The following is a 19,843-nucleotide window of genomic DNA, read 5'->3' as shown; positions in this document are numbered from 1 at the left end:
AATTTCGAGGAAAACAAAATGGAAGAAATACGCGCATTACTTGATAACGCTCATAAAAATGGCTTGCAGCTTTGGCTGCATGAAAACAATTTAAGATACAGATGCAGCAAAGGCCGCCCAGACAATGAAATTCTTGAACAATTAAAACAGCACAAAGCTGCCATCATAGAGTTTCTTCAAAAACCATTAATTGACAAAAGCAGCACAATAGAACGCACCCAAAGGCCCGAAAGTTTACCACTATCGCATAATCAAGAAGCACTGTGGCTTTTGGAACAAATTGGTGATACTGGCACGGCATACAACGCATCATTCTCAATACGCGTTGGTGGATATTTAGACTTTAAAGCACTAAAACAAGCAATTGAAGGCATGGTAGCGAATCATGAAGTATTGCGGATGCATTTTGAAGAAGAAATAAATGGTAACTTGAAGTTGAAAGTGTTGCCAGCTTCAGAGGTCGTTAATGCGGTTGAGTATGTTGAACTGCAACGCCTGGATGGAAGTGATTTAGATTGCCAGCTACAAACGTGGTTTGCACAACGGGTGACTATTCCATTTACGTTGGATAAAGAACCTTTGTTGCGTATTCATGTTCTAAAAATATCTCAATTAGAGCACTACATTTTATTTAATATGCACCACTGTATAACGGATGGCACCTCTTCTGAAATCATGAAAGAAGAACTCGCAGCAAGGTATACATGTATAAAAGCAGGTAAGCCATATATTCAGGATGACTCACAACCTCAGTTTGCAGATTATGCAGTGTGGCAGCGCTCATTCCTAGATGGCTGTAATAATAAAGATCAAATGTCTTACTGGCATGAAACCTTGGCAGGAAAGGAGGAGGTGATTAACTTACCTTATGATAGGAAACCACCTCTTGTGCCGACCTATGACGGAGCATTTCATGAGTTTGAATTAGATTTGCAAACTTCAGATGCTGTCTCACGTTTTTGCCAAAGCTTTAAACTCACCCCATTTATGTTTTTTCTGGGTACATTTCAATTACTGCTTGCGCGTATTAGTGGCCAGCAGGATATTACTGTTGGTACTGTTCATTCAGGTCGAAATCATAGCCAAGTAGGCGAGATGCTGGGCTATTTTGTAAATCTATTGGTACTAAGAAGTGATGTATCCAAAGACATTACGTTCATAGATTTCTGTGAACAATTGAAAAAGACAGTTTTTGGTGCTTTCGAAAACAGCGATATTCCATTTCATATGTTGGTTGCAGAATTGCAATCCCACAGGGACTCTACTAGACACCCCCTGTTTCAAGTCTTGTTCAGCTATCAGAGTGCGGCTGAAGTCAACCTACCCGTTATGTCGGATTTGTCGGTGACAGATTATGAGTTGCCAGATCCGACATCTAAATACGAAATCACATTGATAGTTTGTGAAACGGAAGAAGGTTTCACTGGTGGGTTTGAGTACAATATAGACCTTTTTGAAGCTGAATCGATAGTGCGTTTTTGCCAATATTGGAAGCAATTAGTCAGCCTTGTATTGGAATCTTACAATCAACCACTGGGGACACTTGCACTTCAAGATCAACACCGATATTTACAATGGCTAGAGCAATATCAAACAAAATCTGACGTACCTTCACAAGCATTAACAATAATGGAAGCGTTTGAAAGTCAGGTGGTCAAAAACTCCAATCTACCGGCTTTGTACGATGGTGATGTTAGTTATACATATGAACAACTTAATAATCGAGCAAACCAGCTAGCTACTTATTTATGTAATAAAGGTGCTGGTCCCGAAGTGGTTGTCGGCATTTGCTTAAATCGTAATGTCGATTTAATCGTAAGTATTTTGGCAACTTTGAAAACTGGGGCTGCTTACTTACCAATGGACCCAGTCTACCCAGAAGAGCGAATAGCTTACATGCTGGAAGATTCAAAATCACATCTTGTTGTGACACACAGTGAGCATCAAGGGTTATATGCTTCTAGTGAAATCGACCTGATCGTGATTGATCAGGTGCAAGCTGAGATTGAATGCCAAAGTGTGCATTTTGAATTAAAAGCTCAAAACCCTAAGGCTGCGGCATATTGGTTGTATACGTCTGGTTCAACAGGGCGGCCAAAAGGTGTTGTCATAGAGCAGTGTAATGCATTGAATCTAATTACTTGGGCGCAAAACCAATTTACCAATGAACGTGCCCATAAAGTTTTGTTTTCTACATCGATATGTTTCGATCTATCTATATATGAGCTGTTTTTCCCTCTACTTAGTGGAGGCAGCCTCATTGTTACAAGAGATATGCTAGCGATTGCAGAGGAGCCTTTAGCAACATCGCCAAAATTGCTAAATACAGTCCCCTCAATTCTATTGTCATTACTGGATGCCGATGTGCTTCCTAATTCTGTTGAAACTATCAACCTAGCAGGAGAGGCATTATCTCTAAGTGTCGTGGATAAACTATTTAAAAAGCGACCGGATATTAAGTTGTATAACCTGTATGGTCCTTCAGAGTGTACGACATATGCAACATATAGCGAGATTAACAAGGAGGAAAATAGCAACATAACAATTGGCTACCCCGTTTTAAATACTCAAGTGTATGTATTGGATGATAACTTTGCCACGGTTCCCATAGGCGTATCCGGTGAAATATATATTGGTGGAGAGAGTGTAGGGCGAGGTTATGCGCATAAACCAGCTCTAACAGCTGAAAAGTTCTTACCCAACCCACTTTCAAATCAAGGGGCTAGGCTTTATGCGACTGGGGATATCGGCCGTTATAAGGCCAGTGGTGAACTTGAATATCTAGGTCGTTCAGACCATCAAGTGAAAGTCAGAGGCCATCGTATTGAGCTAGGTGAAGTTGAGCAGTGTCTGGAGCATCATTCAAGTGTGAAGCAAGCCATTGTAAAAGTTGATGAACTGTCGGCTCAACAAAGCATTATTGTTGCGTATATTACCTATGCTGAGGCAGCCGAAGACCTCAGCGAGGACATGCTAACGAGACATGTTACCAAATACTTACCCATTTATATGTTGCCTGATGTATTCGTCTTTATTAATGAGGTACCACTAACACTTAGTGGAAAAGTTAATCGTGCAGCCTTACCTAAACCTGATTTCTTAGCTGGCCAAAGAGCAAAAGAGTTTATCGCACCTGCAACCGATATGGAGTGTTACTTGGCCTCTATTTGGGAAGACGTTCTAAATGTAGAGGGGATTGGTATTTTAGACGATTTCTTTGCGCTCGGTGGGAACTCTCTACTCGCCCTACGTGTGATTTTATTGTTTACGGAGGAGCAGAGTACGCCTTTAACAATTAGGGACTTATTTAACTTTTCAACCATCAAAGGGCTATCTGGGTTGATCGAAGAAAACATTGCAGCTGGTTTGGTTAGTACTCAGCCAGCCATGAAGATTAGCAAAATAGACCGTAGTCAGCGGTATGTTAAGTAACCGAATAATAAGGATTAATAATGATTGAAAATGAACCTTGCATCATAGATGCTGACAACGAGTTTAAGTTCTCTGTTCCCGCTTCATTTGCTCAAAAGAGTATGTGGTTGACTCATCAAAAGAGCCCTGATGAAGGGACCTACAATTTACCAACATGCCTAAAACTCACAGGCGCGTTGGATATTCCGCTACTGAAAAAGAGTTTCGACGCTTTGATTGACCGTCACGAAGCGTTGCGAACAAGGTTTACCTTTGAAGAAGGTGAAGTTTTACAGGTAATTGATGAAAAACAGAGGGTATCGTTCACTGAAGTTGAACTCTCATCGCATGAAGATGCAATAAAGCGTCTTCATGCGTTAGGTCAATTACCCTTTGACCTAGCAAATGGACCCTTGTTTAGAGTGCACCTAATACGAGTGATCGAAGATGAATACCTTTTGCTCATCAATATGCATCATATTGTAGGTGACTTATGGTCTTTGGGAGTGTTATCAAATGAGCTAGTGGAATTATATACTGCTTATCATGCTTCAAAAGCGCCAACTCTAGCTCCCCTTGAAGTTCAGTATGCAGACTACTCAGTTTGGCACAACGATATGATGGAGACTGAGCAATTCATGCAGCAAACACGATATTGGCAGTCCAACCTGAAGGATGTGCCTACATCACTTAACTTACCAGTTGATTTTGCGCCTAAAGCGGATCCCTCAAGTGAAGGAGATATTGTTGACATCTCGCTAGATAGCTCAATGGTTCAACAGTTAAACGATTGGAATAAGTCACAGCAAGTAAGTATGTTCATGTTGATGGCTGGTTTGTATGGTGTATGCTTGTCTCGTTTTTGTGCTCAAAATGACATTTGTATTGGATACCCCATTGCAAGCCGCCAACAACCAGAGCTTGAGAATTTAGTGGGGATGTTTTTGAATACCCTCGTACTTAGAATACGGTTATCACCATCAATGACCTTGGAGGAGGTCGTTCAACAGTCTCGTGATCTTGTTTTGGATGCAGATCAGCATCAATTGGTCCCGTATGAACAGCTAATTGAATTATCAGGCCAGTCCTTTGATAGTTCACGAAACCCTCTTTTCCAAGCCGCTATGGCCCATGCGGTTGAGTCTAATGATGTTATGTCGATGCCTGATGTGGCTGTGGAAACCTTGCCTAGCAGCCTGGAAGGATCGAAATTTGAAATTAGCTTTTATGTGACAGAAAAGATAGATGGGAGTATTGAACTGGGTTTCGAATACATGAATAAGCTATTTCGCCGCGAAACGATTGAGCGATTCGCCTGTCATTTTGAGTCATTAATTAAGCAGCTATTGAGTAATTCAAAAACAATACTCAGTGACTTAGATTTTATAAGTGACGACGAGCAGCAGATTATCGAACGACTAAATACAACTAAAGCGCCACGAGGCAAAGAGGTATTTACTCATCGGATATTTGAGAAACAGGCTTTGAAAAACCCTATGAGTGTGGCTGTTTGCGATCAAGACACCACTTATACCTACGGTGAAATCAACCGAAAAGCGAATAAACTAGCTCATTATCTCAAAAGCCAAAACTTGGGACCAGAAACAAAAGCTGTCGTTTTAATGGACAGGTCGATAGATATTGTTATTGCGATGCTAGCCACAATGAAAGTCGGGGCATCTTTTGTACCACTAGACCCTCAAGCGCCCACTGAGCGTATCAGAATGATGATTGAGCAGGTGTCAGCAACGCATATAATTTGCAGCCCAACGTTACAGGAAAAAGTTGAAGGCACAAGTATAAATACACTTTGTTTAACTCAGTCTTGGTTAGATAGCTACCAGAGCTCTGAAGATGACTTTATGGTAGAAATCGATCCATTAAACACAGTGTATAGTATCTTTACCTCGGGGTCGACGGGCGTGCCAAAAGCGATCGACATCTCACATCAAAGCCTACACAACGTATTAATGTGGTATCAGACAAAATTCAAAGTTGATGATTCCGCAAGAGCAATGTTAGCTGCAAAAATATCTTTTGATGTGAGTATATGGGAGCTTTGGAGCTATTTGGTTATTGGGGCCAGAGTTTACATTTATTCAGAGCATACCCAATCAATTTCGGCATTGGTAGAAAATATGCGGTTGGGAAATATTTCACATTCATTCCAACCCCCATCTGTTGCAGAGCTACTTTTGAAACAAACACTACCGAGTTCGTTAAAATATTTATTCTCTGCAGGGGATAAGTTGCATTGGCATCAACACGAGAATCAGCATGTGCAGGTTTTCGATTTGTATGGGCCAACAGAAGCGACCATCTTTGCAACATCCCATGAACCCTCTATTCGAAGTACGCATGACCTTCAGGGGACCAATATTGGTGCTCCGATCGATAATACCGAGATATATGTTCTAGATAGTGAAGGTAATCAGGTGCCGATAGGGGTCTCTGGTGAAATTCATATAGCTGGCCTTGGGCTCGCTAGAGGGTATTGTGATCAACCAAGTTTGACAGCTTCTGTTTTCGTACCAAACCCTTTCGGTGACGCTGGTTCTCGAATGTACAAGAGCGGAGATTTAGCTAAAATTACAGTTAACTCGGAAATTGAGTTTTTAGGTCGTATTGACAATCAGGTTTCTGTCCGTGGTTATCGAGTAGAGTTAGGAGAAATAGAAAAAGTTTTAGACTCACATCCTAGCGTGTTGCAAAGCACAGCGCTTGGCCTTGAAGATAGTTCAGGTGAGACACAAATAATGGCACATATTGTGCCATCAAATGAAGTTGCAGAGGTTGATGCTAAAGCGCTAGCAAACAGCTGCTTTAGTTTGCTCAGAGAACAACTACCTGATTATATGATCCCCGTAGAAATTGTGACTCATGCCCATTTGCCGTTAGATAATAATGGTAAGTTGGATAGGAAAGCGCTGGCAAAGATGAAGCCATCTATTAACGAAGCTGAATTCATTACTCCTAGAACGGTGATCGAATTAGAGCTGGCAAAACTTTGGCGAGAAGTTCTGAGTTTGGAAGAGGTTTGTGTAGAAAGAAGCTTTTTTGTGTTGGGTGGGCACTCACTGCGTGCCATGCAATTGTTAAGTTTGATAGAGCAGCGCTTTGGTATTTCACTGAGCTTTCAAGCTTTCTATGAAGCGGTTTCCATTGAGTTGCAAGCGCAAATTGTTTTTGAGCAACTGTTTACAGATTCTCAGTTAGCCTTAGAAAAAATCACCCTAGAAAAAATAGATAACGCTGTTTCTGAGTTTAAAGATTCGTCAGGGAATTTTATTCGAGTGGCTAAACGGACCGAGCAGAAGCCACGCTTCCCTTTGACCCTTGGTCAAAAAGGATTGTGGTTCTTAGATAAAGTTGGGCTCGCTGGTGAAGCATATAATGTACCTCTTTCTTTACGCCTTAAAGGTCACTTAGAGGTATCGACACTTGAGTCTTCAATTGAAGAGATTGGTAAGCGACATGAGATCTTTAGAACTCGCTTTATGCAACAAGATGGTGAGGTTTGGCAAGTTGTAGAACCTATTGGAGACGCAACTCTTCATCTAACGGATATGCATGATTTTATAAGTGAAGGACAAGGGCTCGAAGCTGCTCTGCAGGAATGGATCAAGCTTAAAATGGCATATCAATTCGATTTAGAGAATGAGTTTGCTGTTCGTTTTGAGCTACTTCGTATAAGTGCAGAAGAGCACATGTTGGTTATCGTTATGCACCATATAATAACAGATGCTGGCACCACCGATTTGCTGGAAGGTGAGTTGGTCACACTTTACAATGACTTTTCGAAAGGAAAACCGTCGTCGTTGAAGCCTGTTGAACTTCATTATGGAGACTATGCACTTCACCAAAGGAAAACTCTTGATGAGCAAAAGCTTCAGCAACAACTGTCGTATTGGAAACGGCATTTAGGCGATGTGAATCAGCCGCTTAAATTACCAGCCGATAAATGTCGTCCTAAAATACCAAGCTATAAAGGTGGGTTGGTTCAATTTACCTTGCCTCAACATGTAACACATCAATTGAGGACTATCTCGCAAGAAACAGATACATCCATTTTCATGTTGTTATTGAGCTCATTTAACATTTTACTAAATCGTTGGTCTGGTCAAAATGAAGTTAGAGTGGGTTTTCCAATCGCGGGTCGTAACTCCGTTGAAACGCAAGCTATGATGGGCTTTTTTGTTAATACACTAGCAATAAATACAACGTTCCATAATGACTTAACAGTTGAGCAGCTTATTCTACAAATCAAAGAGCATGTTCTGCAGGGATATGATAATAGTGACATCCCATTTAGTCAGGTTGTTACTGAGTTAAGCCCAAAACGAGAGATTAATCGAAACCCAATATATCAGGCAAACTTTACATATCTTCATGGTGATGATGCAGCAAGTGAAGAGTTTGATGAACTTGAAATTTCACATGTAATAGCAACGAATCGCACTTCTAAATTTGATATCTCACTGTTCATATCAGATGAAGATGATTGCTTAAGTGGCGGGATTGAGTTCAGCGATGACCTTTTCACCCATGAGACAGTTGAGTATGCGGTGCAAGTGTTTCAAACGATATTAGAAAGTATTTCCCAGTGCCAAGCCCAGTATGTGTCGAGTATTCCACTCCTAACCACGTCGGAAGCTAGGAATGAAGTAGAAACCTGGAATAGTCATACAAGCGCAGAGTGCTCCGGTATGACGATAGGTGAGTTGTTTGAGCAGAGCGCAAAGGCTGCCCCTTTAAAGGTCGCTTTGGAGTGTGATGGGGAGAAAATGAGCTATGAAAAGCTCAATGGTAACGCCAATATTATTGCACATAAGCTATTGGCGATGGGGGTGTCGTCTGACCAACTAGTTGGGATATTTGCGAATCGTTCTACTCATTTAATTGCAGCGATATTGGGGGTGTTAAAGTCTGGGGGAGGATATCTTCCTATAGACCCTGAATATCCAATGGATAGGGTTTCATATATTTTAGATGATGCTAAGTCAAACATCTTATTAGTGGACTCAGAGCAAGAAGCCTTGATTGAAGCATTAGACCCAAATATCCAACTAATTAACGTTGAAACTTTACTAGTGTCTAGCGGTGTCAGTGAAAGGTCTAACCCTGACGTTAAGATCAATCCGCAAAGTATGGCTTATTGTATTTATACGTCAGGATCTACAGGTAAGCCTAAAGGTTGTATTACTACGCATAACAATATGACTCGACTATTTACTTCTGCCAAGCAAGAGCTACAAATTGGAAATGAAGACGTGTGGACGTTATTTCACTCCTATGCTTTTGATTTTTCTGTGTGGGAAATCTTTGGCGCGCTATTACACGGAGGAAAGCTTGTCATTGTTCCTAAGCTAGTCGCTCGTTCGCCAGAGCAGATAATAGAATTAATTGCTAAAACGGGTGTTACGGTGCTTAACCTAACTCCCACAGTATTCAAAATGTTTGCTCGAGAAGTGCTTAAACTATCAGAGAAAACATCAATTGATACTGTTAAGTACATCATTTTTGGTGGTGAAGCTCTGGAGTTGGGGTCGCTGCAAGGCTGGTTTAAAGAGTTTACCAATGAGCAGCCTCAATTAATTAACATGTATGGCATTACGGAAACGACAGTCCATGTTACCTATAGACCAATTACTATCCAAGATGTTCAAGGTCCATTGCAAAGCCCAATTGGGTATCAGTTAAGGGATCTGCAAAAATATATTCTAGACCCGGATTTAAATCCTGTACCAAGAGGATTCGCCGGTGAGCTTTACATTGCCGGTGCTGGACTCGCCAGAGGTTACCTTAATAAGTGTGAGCTAACAGCGGAACGATTTATAGCCAACCCATACTCAGAGCTAGGTTCGCGGATGTATAAAACGGGAGATGTGGTTCGATACATTGATGGTCACGACATGGAGTATATAAATCGTAGTGACCAACAAGTGAAATTAAGGGGTTACCGAATCGAACTAGAAGAAATTGAGGCGTGTTTACAAAGTCACCCTCAAGTAGAGCTAGCAGTGGCTAAGGTAGTGGGCAGTGAAAACTCACATGAGCGGCTATTGGCTTGGCTGGTGTGTAAAGATACCCAACAATTTGATTCAGAGTTAGTTAGAGATTATTTGGAACAGCATTTACCTTCTTTTATGGTGCCATCAGATATGGTGTTGGTAGATGAAATACCGGTAACTGCGCATGGCAAGTTAGATAGAAGCAAACTTCAGATACCACAGATCAGGACACGCCAAATACGCTCTTCAGTGATAAAGCCTTCGAACGAGATGGAATCGCAGTTAGTTGGGATATTTGAAGAAGTGTTGGGTATGGAAGTTAGTACAGATGATAACTTTTTCTCCTTAGGTGGAGATTCTATGTTAGTAGTTAATATTGTATATGCTGCAAGAGAAAGAAACATCGAACTTACAATCATGGACATTTTTGAGTACCAGACTGTCGGTGAGTTGGCGGTTGAACTAATGTCCGAAGATAGAAAAAATCGTACTCAAAGAGAGCTAATACCTTTACCTAGCGTGGTAGTAGAGGGGGTAGATACAGAGTCGTTTAGTGAATTCTATCCACTAACAAGCATGCAGCAGTCAATGTATGAAAATTATGTAGGCAACAAGAAGCATGGTTTAGGAATATACCATGCACAGCAATGGTTTGGTGTGATAGAGGACGCTCCCAATCAACAGGCAATGAAAGCGGCTATTCAAATTTTAATCGACTCTCATCCAGTGCTTAGAACTCGATTCTTCACAGATACAAAAGGAAATATTGTACAGGGAGTCAAAAGAGATGATCAGGTGTCGTTTCAAACACACGCTGTGCGCCACCTTTCGATAGAGCAATTGCGCGTATATATACATGAGTTGGTCGTCGCGGACCGCAGGCGAGCGCTTCCGTCCGAGGATGGAGTTGAAGGGCCACTGAGGTTTCATTGGTTGGATACTGCTGAACGTTCCTTTACATTAGTGATGTCGATAAATCATATGGTGGATGATGGATGGGGAAACCAGAACTTTTTAAGATGGCTGTTTGACCTTTATGAAAGGGTTAAACAAGGAGAAAACCCGCAATATACACCTGCAATGAATGTGTTCAAGGAACATGTTGCCATTGAACACGATATGCAATTTAACGAAAAAGCCAAGCATTACTGGGAAGGATTATCATTTCCAAAAACAGGTGTGGATACATTAGAGAAGAAAGGAGAATATGCGACAAACCACACTCATGTGATTAAATCTGTGCTAAATGATTGGACAAACAGGCTAGAGCAATGTCGCAGTCAAACTGGGGTTACTATCAAGGCATTGTTACTTAGCCAATTCATTCAGCTGATTGAATCTAAAGTTGCCAAGTCGGATGTGACCGTAGGTGTTGTATCAAATGGCCGAACAGCTCAACTATCCGATCCTATGGGAGCGCTTGGTATGTATTGGAACTTACTTCCTTTGTCTGTATCTAGCTCTAACAAAACATTTGACGAGCACGCATTAGAGGTGCATCAACGGTTAGTAAGTATGGAACCATATACAAATTATTCGCTTAAAAATATTTTGCCTGGCTCAGAAAAAGATAGTTTGTTTGCTAGTTTCAACTTTGTGAATTTCCACAATGAAATTGATGACGATGAAATTGCATTTGAGTTTGGTGAGCTAGGAGCATGGGATAAATTGGCTTACCCCCTAAACTTCCATTTATCATTTAGCCGAGCAATTGGTGAGCTCATGCTAATCATCAACTACGACAATACATACTTTACAGAAACGCAGGTAAACGAATTATGTGAAGCGTATTTTGAAAAGCTAAATATCACTCTAAATGAGATTCTGGTAAACTAAGTGTTAAGGATGTTGGTTAGGCTCAAAAGTTAGAACTGAGCCTAACTAACTATATTTTAAGGATTTGCCAATAAAATCTACCGACAATACGGTATATTACATGTTAAACTTGTTAATTTGTAATTGTTCGGCATAAAAAATATAAGAAAAACTATGAAGAAAATATATTTACTACTAATACTTTCAATGGCTTATAACGTCATAGCCAACCCTCAGTTTACTATAGATGAATCCCATCAAATACTTGTTTCTGAATATACAGGAAAAATTAGAACTTTAAATGAACAAGTAGTTGCTGCGAAAGCTGAGGGCTTTGTCGAACAAATCCCTAATATTGGCGACAAGGTTTTAAATAACCAAAGTTTGTATAAGCAGGAAAATAAGTTACTAAAAAGTGAATTAATTCAGAAAAACAAATTAATAGCTGCTCAAGAAGCAGTTGAGAAACTCTATCAAAAACAATACGAGAGAATGAAATCGCTAAACGAACGGCAATTGGGCGCTCAAAACGATATTGAACGAATGGAGGTCGATTTGATTAATGCGCAGTTGGCATTGACTCAGCTACGCTCCGAGCAAATTATTCTAGAACAAAAAGTGAACAGTTTGTCTTCGATTAGTTCTGTAACTGGGACCGTAATTCAGCGGTATGTGCAGCCTGGCCAGTACGTTTCACGTGGTGAGTCTTTATATCAATTAGTTGATATGGATCGCTGGATTTTGGAAATTCCTGTGCGAGCTTCTTTAACACGCGCTTTACCTATTGGCACACCGATAAAAATAAAGCTAGATACCACGTCAGATTGGATAGATATGCGGGTAATTGGAGTTGAAACTCAAACAGTAAGCAATACATTGGTCAATATTAGGTTGTTATCTAATGAAACGCTTCAAAAAGGGCTCTTATTTGATGGGTTACAAGTTTTTGGCAGCTATAAAATAGAGCTTCGAAATATGTATGTCCTACCTGCAAGTAGCATTGTTAAACGACAGGATGGCCATTATGTACGATTAGGCCAAGATGAAAGTTCGCAAGAGGGTCAACAAATGACAAAAATTAAAGTTGTCAGTGAAATTGGCCACAGAAAAATTGTTCAGGGAGATACGCTGAGGCTGAACAGCAAACTATTTACTTTTCCAACTTTAGGTGAGTAGAGGTGACACCATGAACATTTTACTCTCATCTATCAATCATCGACTCGTTGTGATCCTGATCTATTTATTTTTATTAACTCTTGCCTTCTTTTCAATCCGCTCAATGAATACCCAGCTGTTGCCTGTGGTTGATGAGCCAGTTGTGGCGATTGAGAATGTATGGAGTGGTGTATCTCCAGAAGAAATGGAAGAAGAGCTTATTAAGCCTATGGAGAAGTATTTAGTAAATATTGATGGGCTCAAAAAAATGGAGTCCCATATATACCCTGACTACGCATATATGACGTTGCGATTTCGAGATGGTATCGATAGACACACGATGTTGATGGATGTCTATAACAAACTAAATCAAGTGCCTTTTAGACCTCAACAAGCTGGCCAGCCAGTTGTGGGGGTGTTTGACTCACAGTTTCGTGCATCTATGGTGGAGCTATTCTTAGTTAATGAGGGTAATCGTCTACCAAAAACGACTGAAGAAAAGGCCGAATTTCAAAGGATGTTCACAGAATATGTCGAGCCAGCTTTGCGCAGCATTGATGGTGTCTCAGATATGAATGTGGTTGAAAACTTTGATCTTGGGCGTGTAACTGTCAATGTATCAGCGAGCCAGTTGACAAAATATGGCATAAAGTTATCCGATGTTAAAAGTGCTATTTTAGCAAAAAAAGATCTTTCTATTGGTTTGACTCAAGCAGAAAGTCGTCAACTGAGCGTTCGTTACTTGGGTAAATATGATGTTCAACAGTTAGATGAAGTCATTGTTGCTGTAAAAGATGATGTGATTATCTATTTGAAAGATGTTGCTTCAATCTTTAAAAGTTTGGAACCAACGGTTGTAAGATATTATATAGACGGATATACGGCATATTATGTTCGAGGGCTAAAGCTAGAGAGTGGTGCGGATTTACTAGCAACTACCAATGTCATACGTTCAGCTGTTGATGAGTTAAATAAAGGTCCGCTAAAGCAACATGGGTTTAAGCTGGCTATCACTTCAGATGATTCAGAGTCGGTTATTCAATCGATAGAGTTCCTATTTTTTAATTTGTTAGTCGGCACCGTGATAGCTATTTCTGTATTATATCTATTTACAAGAAATATCAGGGAAATCTTAACTATATTCACAGCAGTGCCTTGTTCTATTGCTGGCAGTATTGTGCTGTTATCGAGCTTAGATATTAGCCTCAACATCATTGTGTTGGCTTCAATTGCGCTGGCTGTTGGAATGATTCTAGACTCCTCGATAGTGCTGGTTAATCATATTCGAAATCAGCGAAATGCGACTTCGCTTGATGAAAAGGTAAAAGCATCAAAGTCGATTGTATCGGTACTATTTACCTCTACAATAACAACTATTGTAGTACTTATTCCAATTATATTTATGTCCAGTTCAGAAGGTCAGCTGTTCAAAGAGTTTTCTATAGCATTAAGCGCTACAATATTCTTTTCGTTCATTAGCTCAATAACAGTTGTTCCTGCGTTACTAAAGTATCAAGGAAAACACTTTATAGAGTCAGAAAATACGCTAAGTATGAACTGGTACCGCTTTTCAAAAAAGTGTTTGAATATAAGTAGTAATAAAATCGTTACTGTAATAATGCTTGGGTTTATTGTCTTACCAGTTTTTCTTTTTTATTACTTTTCTCCAAAAATAGACCTGATGCCAAAGGTAAATAGTAATACTTTGCAGGTATACTATACACTTCCGGGTAATGTTCATGCAGAAGAAGTGGAGAAATTATTTTTAGTTCCAATTATGAATGACATCGATGAGATTGTTAGTTCTGAATTGGAATTAAAGGATTATCGAGTTATTACATATAATAATAGAGAAGGGGAGTTGAGACTCTCTCCGAAAGATAAAAAAGCAATGGATGAACTAAAAGCATTGCTTGCGTCAAAACTTTTCAGCCGATATCCAAATGTTGATTTTTGGCCTCAAGTAGTACCGCTGGCAAATATTTCGAGTAGGGATACACGTTCCATTACATTACAAATACATGGTGATGATCTAAAAAAGCTCAAAGAATTAGGAACTTTCGCCCAAGAGAAACTAAAAGGTATCTTTCCTGATCTCTCTGTCAGAAATAAAACACCATTAGACTTTAGTAATGAAACTTTGAACATAATACCAAACCCTGAAGTCATAGCATTGTCTGCTCTATCTACAGAAGAGGTGGGCAGTTTAATTGCATCTTTAAATAACGGAGACTATGTACAGAGCATATACGACGAGGGGCGTGACTTTGACGTTTACCTTACTGTAGATAGAGACTCTATTGATGCTGGGGGCAATGAATCCAATATGTTCGATTTATTGTCAACACATATTTCTGTAGGAAATGAATCGAGACAAATTTCGGAACTAATAGATTTTGAATATACTAAAGGTCCGTATTATATGGTGAGGGTCAATGGTGTTAGGTCCATAATGCTTGATATTATAGTGCCTAGTGATAGAACAGTGAGCGACACACTCAGAGATATAAAAACAAAAATAGTACCTGAATTAGAAGATAGACTTCCTTCGGGTTACTTTGTGTCTTTTGGTGATAATATAAATTTACTTAAAGAGTTTATAAGTAATATCTCTGTAAACTTTATTATTGCCGGTTTAGTAATGTTAATACTATTGGTGGCTTTATTGAATTCGCTAAAGAGTGCAATGATAGTGGCGTGTACATTACCCGTTAGTGTGTTAGGTGGTTATGTGGCTATAGTAATAGCAAATATATTTGTATTCCAGCCCCTTGATGTTCTTGCTCTAATAGGGTTTTCAGTGGTGGTTGGGTTAGTAGTAAATAATGTAGTATTACTAATACAAGAGCTAAAAGAAAACTTGCCTCAGGGCCTTGAAAGAGCGATTCAATTATCATTAACTCATAGGCTACGGGCTATTGTAATGACAACACTAACTAGTGTCTTTGGTATGCTTCCATTAGCTTTAGTGCCTGGTAGTGGTGCTGAAATTTATAGAGGGTTAGCTTTAGTAATACTAGGTGGCGTTATATTTAATGCCATATTCTTGCCTTTGATGTTCCCAGTATTGTCTAGGCTATTTTTCAAAAATATAAATCAGGAAGTGAGGGAAGAAGAGCCAGCATTTAAAGGCGAAGCTCATATTGTGAAGTAACTTATAAATCAAAAGATACCTGATAGCCAGTACAAAATTTATTGTACTGGCTTTTTTTTAGGTGATGCTTATTATTCAATAAAGTGAAATAGTCTATGTTCCATAATTTTTAATTTTTACTCTGTTATTATGATTTTTATTCATTATTATCGGTTTTTCCTTGGTTTTTTAGCTTTTTAATTCCTTTTCTTTGATTTTTTACCCTTGTTAAGCAATTGAATAAAATAAATTATTATCCTATTATAATTCACAATTGATGGCTGGCTATATGCTGTGGGAGGGGCGAGTAATATTTGGCAAGGAAAAAGTAAGAAATAAAAAACACAAAAAATAAAAATAAATTAATCTTGATTATTAATTGAACTTTTCTTTTTTTTAATGGGAAGTTTAAAAGGAAATATTTGAATATGAAAACATACATTTGCAAAGATTGGAAATTTAACCCTGACAATCAGGAAATTCTTTATTTTAATGGCACCTGTCACCATTTACCGAACAGGTATAGCCTACTACTACAAGTTTTGATGGAGAATGGTGGTAATACAGTAACATATGATTGTTTACTGGAATCTGTATGGGGTACAAAATATAGAGATAATAGCACTATATCGTCAGTCGTATCAGATTTGAGGAAGCTCATTGGCTGTGGGTCTTCAGGGGAAAGGTTAATAAAAACAGTCTCTAAGCGGGGCTATCGATTTGTGGGTATGGTTGAGTCGATGCACAATTAGTGATTTGCTAATTGTTCCTGCGCCATAAAATGGCGCATATTTGTTTACCCACTTACTATTTTTAGTTCTTTAAAAGGTAGTTTAGAAGTACTCTAAATATTGAATTAAGTTTATGCATATGTATGTGAGAGGCTTTAGTGGCCTCTACTTCATTTTATAATCTGTGAAATGTTCATTAGTGCACTAGTTTTAAGTGACTTCCCAGTAATTGAATGAGCGTTTTCTATTAAGTCCAACGGTGTCCCCGAGGCAATGATCCTCCCTCCATTTTTACCTCCTTCAGGCCCCAAGTCTATTACCCAATCAGCAGACTTAATTACTTCCATATTGTGCTCAACTATGACCAAGCTATTACCTTCATTTTGGAGCCTCTTCAATACACTAAGCAACATTTGAGTGTCGGAAAAATGGAGCCCTGAAGTTGGTTCATCCAGTATGTATAGAGTTGTTCCATTTCTATTTGCAGATAGCGCTTTACTCAATTTAATTCGTTGAGCTTCACCGCCTGAGAATGTCGTGGCAGCTTGTCCGAGCTTGATGTAAGAAAGACCAACATCAATTAGGCTTTGTAACTTGTATTTGATACTTTCACTGGAGCTAAAAAAACTCATCGATTCAGCAATATCAAGCTCTAATACTTCGCTAATACTCAGTCCTTGGTATTTGACTTCAAGTGTTTGTTGATCGTATCTGAGGCCATTACACTCGTCGCATGTAACGTATGTATCCGGTAAAAACTGCATGTCTACTTTGATTTTTCCATGCCCTTTACACTGTTCGCAGCGGCCACCCTTCGAATTTAAACTAAAGTGCTTCGCAGTGTAACCACAGCGTCTCGCTTTTTTAGTCTGGCTAAAAACTTGTCTAATAACATCAAATATCCCGGTATAAGTCGCAGGTGTAGATTTTGGAGAACGACCAATAGGCTTTTGATCTACCAAGACGACATTTTTAATATGTTCAAAGTCTTTTAGGTTTCTAAAAGGTTGCGCTTCTAAATTTTCAGTTGCGCTAACTTTGTTCTGGAGTGCTGGGTAAAGAGTCTCTGTAATAAGAGTTGATTTTCCTGAACCTGAAACACCAGTGATTGCTGTTAGGCAACCGAGTGGAATACGCAGTTCGACATCATTTAAGTTGTTGCCTGTAGCGCCTTCCAGTGTCATCCAGTGGGGTGTATCAATGGTGTTTGCAGATTGACTGATTCTGGACTCGGTGCGATTCAAAAATGCCCCAGTAATTGAAGCATCATTCTTCATAACTTGCGTTAAATTACCTTGTGCAATTACCTGTCCACCCAAGTAGCCAGCACCTGGTCCTAAGTCAATAATATAGTCTGCATTGCGAATAATGGTTTCGTCGTGTTCCACTATGATCACGGTGTTTCCCGCATTTTTAATGTCGAATAACAAGCTCAATAGGTTTTGAACATCCTTTTGATGTAATCCTGCTGTTGGTTCGTCAAGAATATAGGTAATTCCAATAAGGCCAGCAACCACTTGACTAGCTAGCCTTGTTCTCTGCAACTCTCCGCCCGACAAAGTACTAGCCTGTCGAGACAAGTCTAGGTATCCAAGTCCAATTTTTTTTAGACAGTTCAGTCTTTTGTCAATCTCTGCAATGATTTTTTTGGCAGTATCATAGTGCTTTTTGCTTAAAGTAAGCGTGTTAAAATACCGGTGGACTTCATCAATAGGTAATCTAAACAGGGTTGCTAAGGTGTGGTCTCCGATATAAGAAAAGGCTGTACTTTCATGTAATTTACTTCCGTTGCAAGCTGGGCAACTTTGCTTGCTAAAGTACGATTCAATCTCTGCTCTTACATTGCTCGATTTAGTCTGCTTATAGCGACGCTCCATATCTCCAATGACCCCTTCAAACGGCTTCGGTTTGTCTACGATTTTTCCACCAATAAAAAACTTGAAAGGGATATAATCCTCACCGGACCCGTTCAGGATTATATCTTGATGTTGTTTCGCCATTTCTGAGAATGGGACATGCAGGCTAAACTTATAGAACTTAGCGACCTTTTCAAGCATGGGAAAATGAAAAAGTTTACTTGAGTCCCATCCTTTTATGGCACCATCTGCGACACTCAGATTTAGATTCTCAACCACTAAATCTGGATCGATTAATTGTTGAGCTCCAAGACCTTTACAAACAGGGCACACCTTATCCAGTAAAGTTTGTTGTTCAGCTGTCGCTGGCAATTGGGCTGCTTCATAATCGCACTCTGGGCATGATAATTTGTTTGAAAGTACTAAATCAGATTGTTCTGTATCATTTATGAATTGGAGCTTAGCTATCCCTGCTGAGAGCTCGAAACAGGTTTCTAGAGACTCGGACAACCGTAATTTGTTGCTCGGGTTTACCTTGAAACGGTCAACAACAAGCTCGAAGGTGTTTTGTTTTTTTTTCTTTATTTTGTGTGATGATTGTAGTTCATAGAGAGTGTTGTTGATTTTAGCCCTGACAAACCCTTGTATAGAAAACTGTTTGATTTTTTCATCTAGATCTTCAGCAGACGATATTTTTATTGGAGACAACAGCATCACTTTACTTCCTTGCGGCAGAGATAAAATAGTACTTACGTGTTCTTCTTTTGTTTTTTGAGTAAGATTTTTATGATGTATTGGGCAGCGTTGTTGGCCAATCTTTGAAAAAAGTAACCTTAGGTACTGATCTAGCTCTGTGATTGAGCCAACCGTAGACATTGGGTTTGCAATACGTGTATTTTGCGACACAGTGATGGTTGGAGAAAGCCCTACAATATGCTCGACATCTGGGCGCGGTAGTTGATTGATAAATTGCCTAGCATAAGTTGGTAGGGATTCTAAAAATCGACGTTGTCCTTCTGCATATAAAGTATGAAATGCCAAAGACGACTTACCTGAGCCTGATAGGCCTGTGATCACGGTTAACTTATTTTTAGGTATACGTACATCTACGTTTTTTAGGTTGTGAGTTGTGGCACCAGTTATAAGAATATCTTTATTCATGTCGTTTTTAATTTTTATTGTTGATAATAGCATGCAATCAAAAACTCTATTTTCACTATTTATATATTTTCTCTCCTTTTGTCTATTTCCCATAGGAATTGGTGGAGCAGGGTTACGTCTTTTAAAGTGATAAGTACCATGTTTCATGAAGGCAAGCTATGAGTGTCGACTAGAATTTATAAATTAAAGGTACTTCACTTGTCTTTTATTCAGGGCAAGATCACGAACTTTACCTTGACATAAATTTATGTTCTTATTTAGCTTTTTAATATATACGGTCTATTTATGCAGCCAATATATTGTTCGAATACTTCTCCACCATTGATGACCCACGGCAACAAGGTAAAGTTAAACATCAGTTATTTGATATTTGATTTCTGACAGTCAGTGCCGTGATTGCAGGTTGCCAAGGTTGGGAAGAAATCGAAGACTTTACTCATGACAAGCTCACTTAGTTGCATAAATTTGTGCCGTTAATTAATGGTGTGTCTCTTCACTATACCATTGCTCGAGTGGCAGTGCGGGATCGCACTTTGTTAAAAAATATGATCAAATAGCCACAGCTTTTAT

6 protein-coding genes are annotated in these 19,843 nt (G+C 39.3%); 5 read left to right on the top strand and 1 reads right to left on the bottom strand.

The genetic code is table 11. From position 1 onward, the window contains the following. The first annotated feature begins 18 nt into the window (after positions 1–18). From N482_RS09960 to N482_RS26110, 5 genes are all read left to right on the top strand, one after another. Positions 19–3,432, top strand: coding sequence for a non-ribosomal peptide synthetase (locus tag N482_RS09960; RefSeq protein ID WP_063376894.1), 3,414 nt, complete (start codon positions 19–21; stop codon positions 3,430–3,432). 20 nt (positions 3,433–3,452) lie between these two features. After that, the gene (locus N482_RS09955; protein ID WP_063376893.1) at positions 3,453–11,258 is read left to right on the top strand and encodes a non-ribosomal peptide synthetase; all 7,806 of its coding nucleotides are present in this window, start codon (positions 3,453–3,455) and stop codon (positions 11,256–11,258) included. Positions 11,259–11,411: 153 nt separating this feature from the next. Beyond that, positions 11,412–12,413, top strand: a complete 1,002-nt coding sequence (locus N482_RS09950; RefSeq protein ID WP_063376892.1) for an efflux RND transporter periplasmic adaptor subunit — start codon at positions 11,412–11,414, stop codon at positions 12,411–12,413. Positions 12,414–12,423: 10 nt separating this feature from the next. After that, positions 12,424–15,546, top strand: coding sequence for an efflux RND transporter permease subunit (locus N482_RS09945; protein ID WP_063376891.1), 3,123 nt, complete (start codon positions 12,424–12,426; stop codon positions 15,544–15,546). A 407-nt stretch (positions 15,547–15,953) separates the two neighbouring features. Further along, entirely contained in the window at positions 15,954–16,277 is a 324-nt protein-coding gene (locus N482_RS26110) for a winged helix-turn-helix domain-containing protein (RefSeq protein WP_063376890.1), read from the top strand. Between the two features lie 149 nt (positions 16,278–16,426). On the opposite strand, the gene uvrA is transcribed toward N482_RS26110, so the two are convergent. Further along, positions 16,427–19,306: an excinuclease ABC subunit UvrA gene (uvrA, locus tag N482_RS09935; protein WP_196765329.1), complete on the bottom strand. Its 2,880-nt coding sequence runs from the start codon at positions 19,304–19,306 to the stop codon at positions 16,427–16,429. Between the last annotated feature and the right edge of the window lie 537 nt (positions 19,307–19,843).

It is taken from the genome of Pseudoalteromonas luteoviolacea NCIMB 1942, assembly GCF_001625595.1.
Classification (GTDB): Bacteria; Pseudomonadota; Gammaproteobacteria; order Enterobacterales; family Alteromonadaceae; genus Pseudoalteromonas; species Pseudoalteromonas luteoviolacea_A.
This window is presented reverse-complemented; position numbering and strand designations above follow the sequence as displayed.

Coding starts and splice junctions, on each gene's coding strand:
- N482_RS09960 (WP_063376894.1), top strand. CDS start 19: ATGGAAGAAATACGCGCATTACTTGATAACGCTCATAAAAATGGCTTG.
- N482_RS09955 (WP_063376893.1), top strand. CDS start 3,453: ATGATTGAAAATGAACCTTGCATCATAGATGCTGACAACGAGTTTAAG.
- N482_RS09950 (WP_063376892.1), top strand. CDS start 11,412: ATGAAGAAAATATATTTACTACTAATACTTTCAATGGCTTATAACGTC.
- N482_RS09945 (WP_063376891.1), top strand. CDS start 12,424: ATGAACATTTTACTCTCATCTATCAATCATCGACTCGTTGTGATCCTG.
- N482_RS26110 (WP_063376890.1), top strand. CDS start 15,954: ATGAAAACATACATTTGCAAAGATTGGAAATTTAACCCTGACAATCAG.
- uvrA (WP_196765329.1), bottom strand. CDS start 19,306: ATGCTATTATCAACAATAAAAATTAAAAACGACATGAATAAAGATATT.